This is a genomic window from Staphylococcus arlettae, from assembly GCF_002902345.1.
GTDB lineage: Bacteria > Bacillota > Bacilli > Staphylococcales > Staphylococcaceae > Staphylococcus > Staphylococcus arlettae.
Genome location: NZ_PPQB01000005.1, coordinates 561,597 through 577,087, shown reverse-complemented (window position 1 = coordinate 577,087; position 15,491 = coordinate 561,597). Strand labels below are relative to the sequence as shown.

Sequence of the window (15,491 nt, the reverse complement as noted above, 5' to 3'; positions counted from 1 at the left end):
CTTTCCCTTTTTTATAATCTTTTGTAGTTTATTATCCATGTAAGTATAAATTTACATAATGAAATATAAAAAAACATTAGACTAATATAAAAATAATTAAATAAATGATATGATAGAAGTAATAGATATAGGAGAGGAGATTCATAATGTCTCAAGAGAAAAAAGTTTTTAAAACTGAATGGGCGAATCGATCATTAACAATAGAGACAGGACAACTAGCGAAACAAGCTAATGGCGCTGCACTTGTCCGTTATGGTGATACAGTTGTACTATCAACTGCTGTTGCTTCCAAAGAACCGCGCGATGGAGATTTTTTCCCATTAATGGTAAATTATGAAGAAAAAATGTATGCAGCAGGTAAAATTCCTGGTGGCTTTAAAAAACGTGAAGGTCGCCCGAGTGATGAAGCTACATTAACAGCAAGATTAATAGATAGACCTATCCGTCCACTATTTCCTAAAGGTTATAAATATGATGTTCAAATTATGAACACTGTACTTAGTGCTGATCCAGATTGTTCTCCAGAAATGGCGGCAATGATTGGTTCATCAGTAGCGTTAAGTGTTTCTGACATCCCATTCCAAGGACCTATTGCAGGTGTTAACGTAGGCTTTATAGATGGAGAATACATTATTAATCCAACAGTTGAACAAAAAGCAGTTTCACGTTTAGATTTAGAAGTTGCTGGTCATAAAGATGCAGTGAACATGGTTGAAGCTGGTGCAAGTGAAATCACTGAAGAAGAAATGCTAGAAGCTATCTTCTTTGGACATGAAGAAATTCAACGTCTAGTTGCTTTCCAACAAGAAATTGTTGACTACATTCAGCCAGTGAAAAAAGAATTTATTCCAGCAGAACAAGATGATTCACTCATAGCCAAAGTAACTCAATTAACTGAAGAACAAGGTCTAAAACAAGCAGTGTTAACATTTGATAAACAACAACGTGATGATAAATTAGACGAGCTAAAAGCGGCAGTGATCGACCAATTTATAGATGAAGAAGACCCAGAAAATGAGACATTAATTAAAGAAGTACAAGGCATTTTAAATGATTTAGTAAAAGCTGAAGTAAGACGATTAATTGCTGAAGAAAAAATCAGACCGGATGGCCGTAAAACAGACGAAATTCGTCCATTAGATTCTGAAGTAGGCTTGTTACCTAGAGCACACGGTTCAGGGCTATTCACACGCGGACAAACGCAAGCACTTTCTGTACTAACATTAGGTTCATTAAGTGAATATCAAATTATTGACGGATTAGGTGAGGAAGCAGAGAAACGCTTTATGCATCATTATAATTTCCCTAACTATTCAGTCGGAGAAACTGGACCAGTACGTTCACCGGGAAGAAGAGAAATCGGACACGGTGCATTAGGCGAAAGAGCATTGAGTCATATTATTCCAGACCCTAAAGATTTCCCTTATACGGTAAGAATTGTAAGTGAAGTACTAGAATCGAACGGTTCTTCTTCACAAGCATCAATTTGTGGCTCTACACTTGCTTTAATGGATGCAGGTGTGCCAATTAAAGCACCGGTTGCTGGTATAGCTATGGGATTAGTAACTCGTGACGATAGTTATACAATTTTAACTGATATTCAAGGTATGGAAGATGCTTTAGGCGATATGGACTTTAAAGTAGCAGGTACATCTGAAGGTATCACTGCAATACAAATGGATATTAAAATTGATGGTTTAACAAAAGAAATCATTAAAGAAGCATTAGAACAAGCACGCGAAGGTCGTTTAGCAATCTTAGATCACATGTTACAAACAATCGATACACCAAGAAGTGAGTTAAGCGCATATGCTCCGAAAGTTGTCACTATGACAATTAAACCAGCAAAAATTAGAGATGTGATTGGGCCTGGTGGTAAAAAAATCAATGAAATTATTGATGAAACAGGTGTTAAATTAGATATTGAACAAGATGGTACAATTTTCATAGGTGCAGTCGATCAAAATGCTATTGATAAAGCAAAATCAATTATTGAAGATATTACACGCGAAGCTGAGGTTGGACAAATTTATGACGCAAAAGTTAAACGTATAGAAAAATATGGTGCTTTTGTAGAATTGTTTGCCGGAAAAGACGCTTTAGTTCACATTTCACAAATTGCACAAGAACGCATTAATAAAGTCGAAGATGTATTAGCATTAGGTGACATTTTGAAAGTTAAAGTTACTGAAATAGATAAACAAGGTAGAGTAAATGCTTCTCATAAAGTATTAGAAACTAAATAATCTATATAAACAAGAAACTAGTATACGTTGTGTTGATTATACACATTTTGAAAGTTGTCAAAAAACATAACGTTAATACTAGTTTCTTTTTTTATGTCACAAAAAGTAGAAGTAAGGATACTTTTAACATGGAAATTACTTTAATAGTGTACACAGAGCCTAATATAACTTATAATATAAAATGAGATTATATATGGTCGGGGATTAAAATTAGGAGGTACCATTTTGAGTTTAATTAAGAAAAATAATAACAATATTCGCATAATCCCCCTTGGTGGAGTTGGAGAAATTGCGAAAAATATGTATATCGTTGAAGTAGACGATGAAATGTTTATGTTAGATGCTGGATTAATGTTTCCAGAAGACGAAATGTTAGGTGTAGATATTGTTATTCCTGATATTCAGTATGTCATTGAAAACAAAGAAAAGTTAAAAGGTATATTTTTAACACATGGTCACGAACATGCCATTGGTGCAGTAACATATGTACTTGAGCAAGTTGATGCACCCGTTTATGGTTCGAAGTTGACTATTGCATTAATAAAAGAAAATATGAAGGCACGTAATATTAATAAAAAAGTAAGATACTATACTGTTAATAATGATTCGATTATGCGTTTCAAAGGGGTAAATATCACTTTCTTTAACACTGCGCATAGTATTCCAGATAGTTTAGGTATATGTATTCATACATCTTATGGTGCAATCGTGTATACAGGAGAGTTTAAATTTGATCAAAGTTTACAAGGTCATTATGCACCAGACTTAAAACGTATGACTGAAATTGGAGACGAAGGTGTCTTTGCCTTAATCAGTGATTCGACGGAAGCTGAAAAACCTGGATACAATACTCCAGAAAATGTTATTGAGTCTCATATGTATGACGCGTTTACAAAAGTAAAAGGTCGTTTGATTGTCTCTTGTTATGCTTCTAACTTCATTAGAATTCAACAAGTGCTTACAGTTGCAAGCAAACTAAACAGAAAAGTGTCATTCTTAGGTCGTTCATTAGAAAGTTCATTTAACACAGCAAGAAAAATGGGCTATTTTGATATTCCCAAAGATTTGTTAATCCCGATCAATGAAGTGGAAAACTATCCTAAGAATGAAGTTATTATTATTGCAACTGGTATGCAAGGTGAACCAGTTGAAGCGTTAAGCCAAATGGCTCAAAAGAAACATAAAATTATGAACATTGAACCTGGAGATTCTGTCTTTTTAGCAATTACAGCATCTGCAAATATGGAAGTAATCATCGGCAACACTTTAAATGAGCTAGTGCGAGCTGGTGCTGAAATTTTACCGAATAATAAAAAGATTCATGCATCAAGCCATGGCTGTATGGAAGAATTAAAGATGATGATAAATATCATGAAACCGGAATATTTCATTCCTGTAAACGGTGAGTTCAAAATGCAAATTGCACATGCTAAATTAGCTAATGAAGCCGGCGTGCAACCTGAAAAAATCTTTTTAGTGGAAAAAGGTGATGTCGTTAATTATGATGGCGAAGCTATGATTCTTAACGAAAAAGTGAATTCAGGAAATGTACTTATTGATGGTATTGGTGTAGGAGATGTTGGTAACATCGTCTTACGAGATAGACATTTATTAGCCGAAGATGGAATATTTATCGCTGTTGTTACGCTAGATCCTAAAAACAGACGTATTGCTGCGGGTCCTGAAATTCAATCACGTGGATTCGTCTACGTGCGAGAAAGTGAAGCACTCCTTAAAGAAGCTGAAGAAAAAGTACGTGAAATAGTAGAGCAAGGACTATTAGAAAAACGTATTGAATGGTCAGAAATCAAGCAAAATATGCGTGATCAAATTAGCAAGCTATTGTTTGAAAGTACGAAAAGACGCCCGATGATTATTCCAGTTATTTCGGAAATTTAATATAAACCTATGAGTAAAAGAGGTTGAGGCTAATGCTTTATAAGCATGTAAAAATAGTGGTTGGGATTGCATAAAAATGTCAATCTACAAAGCTGTTTATACCTGTAGGAGGTAGTCTCTGCCTCTTCTTATTATTCATAACGCTAATTGTGAGATAGAGCATGGTAGATGTTTTTAGCATTTTGCTATGTTTAGATTAGTTTCAACTTTTTAAAAGAGGTGTAAAGTTTTGGCACAAACCAAAAAACGAGCGACGACAAGAAAAAAGGGAGCGACGACGCGTAAAAAGTCTACAAAACAACAAAAGAAACAAAAAGATAATGCGTTAAAATATGTCTTTGCGATAATCATCACTATTTTAACAATATTAGGAGCCTTTCAGTTAGGCATTGTTGGACGAATGATTGATAGCTTTTTCAATTATCTTGTAGGTACGAGTAGATACTTAACGTATATATTAATATTAATAGCTACAGTTTATATTACTTTGTATCGCGGTCTTCCTAAAACACGTAGAACAACTGGAGCAGTGATGCTACAGTTTACTTTGATTCTATTAATGCAAGTGATATATCACTTTACTCATAATAGCCAATCGAAAAGAGAACCAGTCTTATCTTTTGTCTATAAATCTTATGAAAACTCACATTTTCCAAATTTTGGTGGTGGCTTGATTGGCTTTTATTTATTGGAATTATTTATACCATTAATTTCTATTGTAGGTGTAATTATCGTTACACTGTTACTTATAATTTCAAGCGGTATCCTTTTATTAAAGCAAAAGCATCGTGATGTTTCGAAATTATTTTTAGAATCTTTGAAAGTTAAAAGTGAATCAGCATCCGACAATCTAAAAGCAAAAAGACAGCAACAAAAAGTTAAAAAAGAAGCAAAAGCGCGTGTGAAAGCTGAAAAACAAGCACAGCAAGCTGCGAAAAATGAAGAGTTGAAAGATGTATCAAACTTACCTGAAGTTAATGAAGCATCTCAAAAAGCTCAACCGGCAATTCCGATTTATGGACATAGTGATAATGAAGATGAGCACACAGCAACAGCTAAACAACCTAAAGGGCATGGCGATACTCTAACAAATGATGTGTCAGCTACAGAGGAACGTCAGAAGCACAAACAACAAAAACAACTTGCGCCTACTGAAGAAGAAGTAGAGGACAATACCGATAGTGAGTTGTCTGGTTCGATTTCAGAAGCAGGTGAAGTAGAAAACGAAGCTTATAAAGTGCCGCCACTTTCGTTGCTAAATCAACCGGCAAAACAAAAAACGACATCTAAAGCTGAAGTGCAGAAAAAAGGGCAATTGTTAGAAACTACATTAAAAAACTTTGGTGTAGATGCTCGTGTCACACAAATCAAAATTGGACCAGCCGTAACTCAATATGAAATACAACCAGCGCAAGGTGTGAAAGTAAGTAAAATTGTAAACTTGCATAACGATATTGCGCTAGCATTAGCAGCCAAAGATATTCGTATTGAAGCGCCGATTCCAGGTCGTTCGGCAGTCGGCATCGAAGTACCTAATGATAAAATTTCGTTAGTATCCTTAAAAGAAGTATTAGATGAAAAATTTCCAGCTAGCAATAAATTGGAAGTAGGATTGGGCAGAGATATTTCAGGCGACCCTATTACCGTAGAATTAAATAAAATGCCGCATTTATTAGTTGCTGGTTCAACTGGTAGTGGGAAATCAGTATGTATTAATGGTATCATTACCAGTATATTGTTGAATGCTAAACCACACGAAGTAAAACTTATGTTAATAGATCCAAAAATGGTAGAATTAAATGTATATAATGGAATTCCGCATTTATTAATACCAGTTGTAACGAATCCACATAAAGCGTCACAAGCGTTAGAAAAAGTAGTTGCAGAAATGGAAAGACGTTATGATTTATTCCAGCATTCTTCTACACGAAATATAGAAGGCTATAATGAATATATTAAACGTCAAAACCAAGAACTAGATGAAAAACAAGCTGAGTTACCTTACATTGTAGTTATTGTAGATGAGTTAGCTGATTTAATGATGGTTGCAGGAAAAGATGTTGAAAATGCAATACAACGTATTACTCAAATGGCACGTGCTGCTGGTATACATTTAATTATTGCGACACAAAGACCTTCAGTTGATGTCATTACAGGGATTATTAAAAATAATATTCCTTCAAGAATTGCATTTGCTGTTAGTTCACAAACTGACTCTAGAACAATAATAGATAGTGGCGGTGCTGATAAATTATTAGGTAAAGGTGATATGTTATATGTAGCAAATGGTGGTTCGGTAAGGACAAGGGTACAAGGTGCATTTTTAAGCGACCAAGAAGTGCAAGAAGTTGTTAATTATGTTGTGGAGCAACAAAAAGCAAATTATGTTAAGGAAATGGAGCCCGATGCACCCGTAGAAAAATCAGAAATGAAAAGTGAAGACCCACTTTATGATGAGGCATATCTATTTGTTATAGAACAACAAAAAGCAAGCACATCACTACTCCAACGACAATTTAGAATTGGTTATAACAGGGCATCAAGATTGATGGATGATTTAGAGAACAACCAAGTTATTGGACCACAAAAAGGCAGTAAGCCAAGACAAATACTTGTTGATTTAGATAACGATGAGGTGTAAATATGGAATTAACATCAGTTTATAGAGTGAAAGAATGGATAATTAACCAAATTAAAGAAGGTAAATTAGCACATGGAGAAAAACTACCTAGTAATTTAGCAATTGCTAGAGATTTAAAAGTAAAAACAGATGATGTCTATGATGGTGTAGATGAACTAATTACTGAACAAGTCTTAACTAATAATTTAGAAGAAGGTGTGAGCGTTAAATCGCTACACCCTTTCTTCTATCCATTAGGTGAATTAGTAAGTATTAGTGAAATGATTACGAATCAAGGCTATCAAGCAGGTACTGAATTTATCAGCTTAGACGAAAAGCCAGCCACATCATTAGACGCAAAATATTTGACGTTACCTGAAAAAACAATGGTTACTATTATTGAACGTATTCGCACAGCAAACCAGTTTCCTGTGGTGTATTGTTTAGATAAAGTACCCACATCAGAATTGACGTGTTATCAATATCAAACAAATAATCAATCCATTATTAATGCCATCGAGCAAAATTCTAAACGCAAAATTAGTTATGCTGAAACAGAAATAGAAGCAATTAGTTATGAACCACATATTTCAGATATTTTAAATGCGTCACCACATGAAGGACTCATGTTATTAAAGCTTATTCATTATGATAATGAACATAATCCTGTATTTTATTCATTTAATTATTTTAAAAGTAGTTTAGTAAAGTTTAAAACGGTAAGAAATAGACTATAAGCAAAAAGAAAGCGGGGAATGACAATTTGAATAACAAGTCAACGAGCAATCTTCATATTAATGTATTACCAACTTCGAAATTTAAAACCACTACGATTACATTAAAATTTATGGCCCCTTTAAACCAAGATACGGTTACTGAACGCGCTATTTTAAGTAAATTATTAATGCGTGCAACTAAAAAATGGCCGTCAGATAAAGCCTTGAATCGTCGTTTATCAGAATTATATGGCGCTTATGTTAATAGTTTTGTGTCTAAATTTAAAGATAAACATGTTATTACGATTTCATTAGAATTAGTTAATGAAAAATACCTCAAAGATACTACTCCACTGTTTGAACAAGGCATAAAATTATTAACAGAAATTATCTGGAACCCCTTAATAACTAATCAACAATTTGATGAAGGATTTTTAGCACAAGAAAAATCTTTGCTGACAAAAAAATTAGCTGCTATAGAAGATAATAAGTCACAACTCGCTTTTCTAAATTTATTGAAAAACATGTTTGGCGATCAACCATACAGTCAATTAGCGAGTGGACAAGTAGAAAACATAGCTCACATATCAAGTGCAAGTTTATATGATACATATCAATCTATGATTACTAATGATTTCTGTGCAATTTATGTTGTTGGTAATGTAGATGAACGACAAGTTAAGAATTACATACAGCAATATTTCCAAATTCAACCATCTCACTTTGATACATTTGCAACAGTAGAACCAGTCGCTACAGAACACAAGCCGAATGTTATTATCGAATATGATGAAATCGATCAAGCCAAGTTAAATATGGGCTTCGAATTTCCGGTAACTTATGGTAGTGAGGCATATTTTGCATTAGTAGTCTTTAATATGATGTTCGGTGGTGACCCATCATCCGTATTATTTAATGAAGTAAGGGAACGACAAAGTTTAGCGTACTCTATTCATTCGCAACTCGATACAAAAAATGGCTATTTATTCGTTTTAAGTGGAGTTTCAGCTGATAAATATCAAGTTGCACAAGAGACCATTATTAAAGAATTTGAAAAGTTCAAATTTGGAGAATTTAGTGATGAAAAACTTGAGTTAGCGAAAAAAGTTATTATTTCACAGCGCCATGAAGGTGAAGATCGACCAAAAAGTATTATTGAACGGATGAATAACAATCTGTTATTAACAACGGATATGACAGATCAATCGTATGTAGATGCTATTATGCAAGTGACACGAGAACAAATCATTGAGTTAGTGAATGCAGCGACGTTAAATACTATTTATATTTTAACAAAAGGAGGGGAAGCGTAATGCGCGAAAAATATTACCAACAAATCGATGAACGCGTTTTTGAAAGTACCCTTAATAATGGTTTGAAATTATTTGTCATACCAAAACAAGGATTTCAAAAGACATTTGTTACATACACTACACAATTTGGTTCTTTAGATAATAAATTTAAACCGCACAATCAAGATGAATTTGTTACAGTGCCGGATGGTGTGGCACATTTTTTAGAACATAAATTATTTGAAAATGAAGAAGAAGACTTATTTACAGCGTTTGCTGAGGATAATGCTCAAGTTAATGCTTTTACAAGTTTTGATCGTACAAGTTATTTATTTAGTGCGACAGATAATATTGAGCGAAATATTAAACGTTTATTAACTATGGTAGAAACACCTTATTTCACTAAGGAGACTGTAGATAAAGAAAAAGGTATTATCGCTGAAGAAATAAAAATGTATCAAGAACAACCTGGATATAAATTAATGTTTAACACTTTACGTGCTATGTATGATTCACATCCGATAAAAGTTGACATTGCAGGTAGTGTTGAGAGTATTTACGATATTACTAAAGATGATTTATATTTATGTTATGAGACATTTTACCATCCATCAAACATGGTGCTATTTGTTGTAGGTGACGTTGAGCCTAATGCTATTGAACAAATCGTTACAGAACATGAAGATAAACGAGATAAAGAAGCGCAACCAGTTATTCAACGTGATCCTTTAGTTGAAAAAGCTTCTGTTAACGAAAAAGTCGTAACAGAAACTATGAAATTACAGTCACCTAGACTCATGTTAGGATTTAAAAATGATCCGTTAACTAATCTTCAACCAGAGCAATTTGTACGTAAAGATTTGGAAATGACTTTATTTTTTGAATTAGTATTTGGCGAAGAAACTGATTTTTATCAATCACTACTTACAGATGAATTAATAGATGATACTTTCGGCTATCAATTTGTACTTGAACCAACATATAGTTTTTCTATCATAACGAGCGCCACGCAACAACCTGATAAATTAAAAGATTTATTATTAACAGAATTGGAACAAAAAAAAGGTCAACTCGTGGATGAAGAAGCTTTTGAATTGTTGAAAAAACAATTTATTGGAGAATTTATTACAGGTCTAAATTCACCAGAGTACATCGCTAACCAGTATACTAAATTATATTTTGAGGGTGTCAGTCTCTTTGATTTATTGGATATTGTTGAAAATATAACATTAGAGAGTGTCAACAGTACTGTACAAACATGCTTGAATATAGAACAGATGGTTGATAGTCGTTTGGAGATGAAGTAAACTATGAAAGCTGTAGTAATTGGTGGCTCAGGTACGATTGGTAAAGCCATTGTGCAACGTTTATTAGATGATGGATATGAGGTAATTGTGCAGTATCATCGTGCAGAGGTATCGACCTTAATAACGCAATTCAAAGGTTATCCAGTACAATTTGTGCAATGTGATTTAACCGCAAGTCCACAATATGAAGAACTTTTCCAATCTATACAAAATATAGATTGTTTGATTTACGCTAGCGGTACAGCTCTTTATGGTCAACTTCAAGATACTAGTGATGAAGAGATTGATCGTTGCTATCGCATTCACGTCAGAGAATGTATCCGTGTTATTAGATATTTTGTAGATCAATTAAGAATGAGTGAACAAGGCAGAATTATTGTTATTTCATCTATCTGGGGAGAAACAGGAGCCAGTCTCGAAACAGTATATTCATCAATGAAAAGTGCACAGTTAGGATTTGTGAAAGCACTAAGTCAAGAATTAGCGATGACGTCAGTTACTGTTAATGCTATATCACCAGGCATTGTTAGTGGTAATATGTCTACAGTGTGGTCAGACGAAGAATTATCTGCTATTGTGAATGAACTACCACAACAGAGATTAATTGATCCACATGAAATTGCACATACTTGTGCCTACTTATGTCATCCAATGGCTAAAAGTGTGACAGGTACAGTTCAAAAAGTAAACGGAGCCTGGTACTTATAAGTACTTAATATTGATTTACAAATTATTATGTTTCAATGTTATAATGTTCATATAATTATACTTTTTAATAGATGTGTGTGCTATTACAGTTTTATTTACGGTTGTTGTAATGCATGAAAACTAAGGGGTGTTTAGTTATGGCAGTGCCAGTAAAAAAAGAATGGTATTTAGAATATGAAATTACAATGAATAGAGCAGGTTTATTAGGCGACGTTTCCAGTTTATTAGGTATGATGGGTATTAGCATTGTAACTATAAATGGTGTTGAACAAGCGCGTAGAGGTTTGCTTATTAAATCTGATAACTTAGAAAAAGTTAGTAGATTTGAGAACATTGTGACAGAAATAGACGATATCTCAATTACAAAATTACGACAACCTGAACTAAGAGATCGTTTAGCAGTTCGTCATGGCAGATACATAGAACAAGATGCAGACGATAAAAAAACGTTCCGCTTTGAACGTGAAGATTTAGGTTTATTAGTTGATTTTATGGCAGAGCTATTTAAGGAAGAAGGTCATAAACTAATCGGTATTCGCGGAATGCCACGTGTAGGGAAAACAGAATCTATTGTAGCCGGTAGTGTTTGTGCGCATAAACGTTGGTTATTTATTAGTTCCACGCTAATTAAACAAACGGTTAGAAGTTCACTCATCAAAGGTGAATATGATTCGGATCATGTTTATATTATTGATGGCGCCGTTACTGCGCGTGAATCAAGTGAAAAACATCAAGATTTAGTTAAAGAAGTTATGAGCTTACCAGCTATCAAAGTAGTAGAGCACCCAGATTTGTTTGTGGAGGCCAGTGAATATAATATGAGTGATTTTGACTATATTATTGAGTTAAGAGAAGATAAAGACCAAGAAATTCATTATGAAGAAATGAAAAAGAAAACCGTAAAAAGTAAAAATAATTTAGATTTTAATGAAAACGGATTTGGTGATGGTTTTGGTTTCTTTCAATAATACGTACTTTTACTGTCGAGGAGGACTACAACCATGAGCTCTATAGGACAAACTTTAAAAGGTCGACGTGAACGACTTGGTATGACGCTGTATGAATTAGAGTCAAAAACCCAAATTAAACAAGCAACGTTAAAGTTAATCGAAAATAATGATTTTGATGCATTATATAATTCTGCTTATGCTGAAGGTTTTATTGAAAAATATGCTAAAGCTGTGAATATTGATTCAACACAGCTAATAGCCGCGCATAAAGAAGAGATACCACAGCAAGATAACAATATTGATGTTACCATTAATGCATTTGCGCAAGAAGACAAGCCTACTTATAGAAGTAAAAATAAAGAACCGCTACAGTTAATTGTCGTTATTAGTGCTATCGTTATAATTACTGCATTAATATGGATTTCAGCGGTCATTGTGTTGTAAGAAGTATTGATTGTTAGATTTAAATAGAGAAATGAGGATTATACATGAATATACCGAATTGGATAACCGTTTTTAGAGTTATACTAATTCCGATTTTTTTAATTTTCGCATTAGCGGATTTTGGTTTCGGTTCAGTGTCTATAATAGGCGGATATAATATTAGAATAGAATTACTAATTGCTGGAATAATATTTATTGTTGCATCGTTGAGTGACTTTGTGGATGGTTATTTAGCTCGCAAGTGGCAATTAGTAACGAATATGGGGAAATTTTTAGACCCATTAGCAGACAAATTATTGGTGTCTGCAGCATTAGTTGCATTAGTACAAATTGATTTAACAAATTCAATAGTAGCTATAATTATCATTGCTCGTGAATTCGCAGTAACTGGATTACGTTTATTACAAATTGAACAAGGTTTTGTTAGCGCAGCAGGGCAACTAGGTAAAATAAAGACAGCTGTCACAATGGTAGCGTTAGTATGGATCTTATTAGGTGACCCATTAGCTAATTGGATTGGTTTTCCTTTAGGTCAAGTATTACTGTACATTGGAGTATTCTTTACTATATTATCAGGTATCGAATATTTTTATAAAGGACGAGACGTCTTTAAAGCAAAATAATAAGTTAAAGTTTGGAACTCAAGTAAGAAACTTGTATCCAAACTTTTTTTTAGATTTTTAGGAAACATTTGTTTTATAATAAAGTGTATTACATTCAAGTATTTGATAGTGTCATTTTCGACAAGGGGGAAGAACAGCAGTGCAAATTTCAATTATCGCAGTCGGATCAGAATTATTATTAGGACAAATCGCTAATACCAATGGTCAATATCTATCTAAATTGTTTAATGATATTGGTCATAGTGTAGTTGAGCATACGGTGGTTGGTGATAATGTAGAGCGTTTAACGCGTGTAGTAAAACATGCTTTAGACAATTATGATGCTGTCGTTTTGACTGGCGGTTTAGGTCCAACTAAAGATGATTTAACAAAACATACTGTAGCGCAGTTACTTAACCGTGAACTTGTAACTGATCAAAACGCAATGAACTATATTGAACAATTTTTTGCACAACATCAACAAGTAATGACCCCAAATAATAAACAACAAGCGCTAGTTATTGAAGGTTCAAAAGTGTTAGCTAATAAAGTAGGTATGGCGCCTGGAATGTTAGTAGATTACAACGATAAAAAAGTAGTGCTATTACCAGGTCCACCTAAAGAAATGCAACCTATGGCTAAGAATGAATTATTGCCGTATTTTCTAGATGGAGAAAAAAGTATTTATTCTGAATCGTTAAGGTTTGCGGGAATAGGTGAGTCAAGAGTGGAAACGGAGCTTATGGACTTAATAGATAATCAAAGCAATCCAACAATTGCCCCATTAGCTGGTTCGCATGAAGTCAATATCAGATTAACTGCCAATGCACATTCAAAAGCTGAATGTGTTGCCTTAATAGCACCTATCAAACAAGAAATATTAAACCGACTAGGTGATTATTACTATGGCTCTAATGAAATTACATTAGCAGAAGCATTTATGCAACAAATTACTCACTCATTTGCACTTTATGATGGCGTGACTGAAGGGCTTCTATATAGCCAAATGAGTGATTATAATTGTGATCAATTGTTGCAAGGGGTACTTATTCATGCACCACAATTTATCGACAGTACCAAGTCAATAACAGAGCAATTAACAGTTGCGACAACAATCGTTCAAAAACTATATAATACCCAAATAGGTGTAGCAGTATTGCGTCATCAAAATAAAGTTTATATAGGTATATTGAAAAATCAACAATTGCATATCGAGTCATTTAATGTAGCAACACAACAAGTTACACTAAAATCGCGTACACCGAACCAAGTATTAATACGGTTGTTAACTTATATTAAAAAACTTTAAAATAGCGTTATTAAGCACGCATGTTCGATATTTTTGAACATAACGAACATAATACGAACAAATATTCGCAAAATACTTGAAAAAACGATAAATAGATTGTATAGTGTGATTAAGATAATTAATTGAGATGAAACTCATTTAGGAGGTCCAACATTGGATAACGAACGTCAAAAAGCTTTAGATACAGTTATAAAAAATATGGAAAAATCATTTGGTAAAGGTTCAGTGATGAAATTAGGCGACAATAAAGCTCGCAGAGTATCAAGTGTTTCGAGTGGTTCTGTAACATTGGATAATGCCTTAGGAGTAGGTGGTTATCCTAAAGGAAGAATTATTGAAATCTATGGACCAGAAAGTTCAGGTAAAACGACTGTTGCATTACATGCTATAGCTGAAGTACAAAGAAATGGTGGAATTGCAGCATTTATCGATGCCGAACACGCACTTGACCCTGTTTATGCTGAAGCTTTAGGTGTCGATATTGATAATTTATATTTATCACAACCTGACCACGGAGAACAAGGTCTTGAAATCGCAGAGGCTTTTGTTAGAAGTGGTGCGGTAGATATCGTAGTAGTAGACTCAGTTGCAGCATTAACGCCAAAAGCTGAAATTGAAGGTGAAATGGGAGATACTCATGTAGGCTTACAAGCAAGATTAATGTCTCAAGCGTTACGTAAACTATCAGGGGCAATTTCTAAATCTAACACTACTGCAGTATTTATTAACCAAATCCGTGAAAAAGTAGGCGTTATGTTCGGTAATCCTGAAACAACACCTGGTGGACGTGCATTGAAATTCTACAGTTCAGTGCGTTTAGAAGTACGTCGTGCAGAGCAATTAAAACAAGGTCAAGACATTGTAGGTAATAGAACAAAAATTAAAGTTGTTAAAAATAAAGTGGCACCTCCTTTCAGAGTAGCAGAAGTTGATATTATGTACGGGAAAGGTATTTCTAAAGAAGGTGAACTTATCGATTTAGGTGTTGAAAATGATATAGTCGATAAGTCAGGCGCATGGTATTCATATAATGGAGAGCGTATGGGTCAAGGTAAGGAAAATGTAAAAACTTATCTAAAAGAAAACCCTGAAATTAAAAAGGATATTGATCAAAAATTACGTGAAAAATTAGGTATTTTTGATGGTGATATCGAAGAAACCGAAGAATCCGAAGAAGCAACACCGAATTTATTCGATGAAGAATAGTTGAAATTAAAATAAATAATTTTTTAAAGTAAGCTGTATAACTCAAAATATTGTTGTTATACAGCTTTTTTGGTAATCAATTAGAACTGCACACTTGAGCACTAGATAAAATTAAACAGAATATGATTTTTTATCCTAATTATTAATTAACAATGGAAAATTTAGACTGTTATCATTTGTAAAGTTTGTTAT

Annotated in this window: 12 protein-coding genes; all 12 read left to right on the top strand. The window is 33.7% G+C overall.

Annotated features, from left to right (window positions below):
* Positions 1-146: 146 nt before the first annotated feature.
* The 12 genes from pnp (at position 147) to recA (ending at position 15,299) form a co-directional block, all read left to right on the top strand.
* Entirely contained in the window at positions 147-2,246 is a 2,100-nt protein-coding gene (pnp, locus tag CD036_RS02915; protein WP_002511000.1) for a polyribonucleotide nucleotidyltransferase, read from the top strand.
* Between the two features lie 225 nt (positions 2,247-2,471).
* Positions 2,472-4,145 (top strand): ribonuclease J2, encoded by a 1,674-nt coding sequence (gene rnjB, locus CD036_RS02905; protein WP_002511001.1) that lies wholly within the window; start codon positions 2,472-2,474, stop codon positions 4,143-4,145.
* A gap of 229 nt (positions 4,146-4,374) precedes the next feature.
* Positions 4,375-6,786, top strand: coding sequence for a DNA translocase FtsK (locus CD036_RS02900; RefSeq protein ID WP_002511002.1), 2,412 nt, complete (start codon positions 4,375-4,377; stop codon positions 6,784-6,786).
* Positions 6,787-6,788: 2 nt separating this feature from the next.
* Complete coding sequence (locus CD036_RS02895) at positions 6,789-7,502, top strand: GntR family transcriptional regulator (RefSeq protein ID WP_002511003.1); 714 nt, start codon at positions 6,789-6,791, stop codon at positions 7,500-7,502.
* 26 nt (positions 7,503-7,528) lie between these two features.
* Positions 7,529-8,794: an EF-P 5-aminopentanol modification-associated protein YfmF gene (gene yfmF / locus CD036_RS02890; protein WP_002511004.1), complete on the top strand. Its 1,266-nt coding sequence runs from the start codon at positions 7,529-7,531 to the stop codon at positions 8,792-8,794.
* Positions 8,794-10,080 carry an EF-P 5-aminopentanol modification-associated protein YfmH gene (gene yfmH, locus CD036_RS02885; RefSeq protein WP_021458845.1) on the top strand — a complete coding sequence of 429 codons (1,287 nt, stop codon included), beginning with the start codon at positions 8,794-8,796 and terminating at the stop codon, positions 10,078-10,080. Before yfmF ends, yfmH begins: the two co-directional genes overlap by 1 nt.
* 3 nt (positions 10,081-10,083) lie before the next feature.
* Positions 10,084-10,788 (top strand): elongation factor P 5-aminopentanone reductase, encoded by a 705-nt coding sequence (gene ymfI, locus CD036_RS02880; protein WP_002511006.1) that lies wholly within the window; start codon positions 10,084-10,086, stop codon positions 10,786-10,788.
* Positions 10,789-10,925: 137 nt separating this feature from the next.
* Positions 10,926-11,756 (top strand): DUF3388 domain-containing protein, encoded by an 831-nt coding sequence (locus tag CD036_RS02875; protein WP_002511007.1) that lies wholly within the window; start codon positions 10,926-10,928, stop codon positions 11,754-11,756.
* Positions 11,757-11,789: 33 nt separating this feature from the next.
* The gene (locus tag CD036_RS02870) at positions 11,790-12,182 is read left to right on the top strand and encodes a helix-turn-helix domain-containing protein (RefSeq protein WP_002511008.1); all 393 of its coding nucleotides are present in this window, start codon (positions 11,790-11,792) and stop codon (positions 12,180-12,182) included.
* Between the two features lie 44 nt (positions 12,183-12,226).
* Positions 12,227-12,805 carry a CDP-diacylglycerol--glycerol-3-phosphate 3-phosphatidyltransferase gene (gene pgsA / locus CD036_RS02865; RefSeq protein ID WP_002511009.1) on the top strand — a complete coding sequence of 193 codons (579 nt, stop codon included), beginning with the start codon at positions 12,227-12,229 and terminating at the stop codon, positions 12,803-12,805.
* Between the two features lie 139 nt (positions 12,806-12,944).
* A complete protein-coding gene (locus tag CD036_RS02860) occupies positions 12,945-14,093 on the top strand; it encodes a CinA family nicotinamide mononucleotide deamidase-related protein (protein WP_002511010.1) in 1,149 nt (382 codons plus the stop codon).
* Positions 14,094-14,246: 153 nt separating this feature from the next.
* A complete protein-coding gene (gene recA, locus CD036_RS02855) occupies positions 14,247-15,299 on the top strand; it encodes a recombinase RecA (RefSeq protein ID WP_002511011.1) in 1,053 nt (350 codons plus the stop codon).
* Positions 15,300-15,491: the final 192 nt, after the last annotated feature.

Coding starts and splice junctions, on each gene's coding strand:
- pnp (WP_002511000.1), top strand. CDS start 147: ATGTCTCAAGAGAAAAAAGTTTTTAAAACTGAATGGGCGAATCGATCA.
- CD036_RS02875 (WP_002511007.1), top strand. CDS start 10,926: ATGGCAGTGCCAGTAAAAAAAGAATGGTATTTAGAATATGAAATTACA.
- CD036_RS02870 (WP_002511008.1), top strand. CDS start 11,790: ATGAGCTCTATAGGACAAACTTTAAAAGGTCGACGTGAACGACTTGGT.
- ymfI (WP_002511006.1), top strand. CDS start 10,084: ATGAAAGCTGTAGTAATTGGTGGCTCAGGTACGATTGGTAAAGCCATT.
- pgsA (WP_002511009.1), top strand. CDS start 12,227: ATGAATATACCGAATTGGATAACCGTTTTTAGAGTTATACTAATTCCG.
- yfmH (WP_021458845.1), top strand. CDS start 8,794: ATGCGCGAAAAATATTACCAACAAATCGATGAACGCGTTTTTGAAAGT.
- CD036_RS02895 (WP_002511003.1), top strand. CDS start 6,789: ATGGAATTAACATCAGTTTATAGAGTGAAAGAATGGATAATTAACCAA.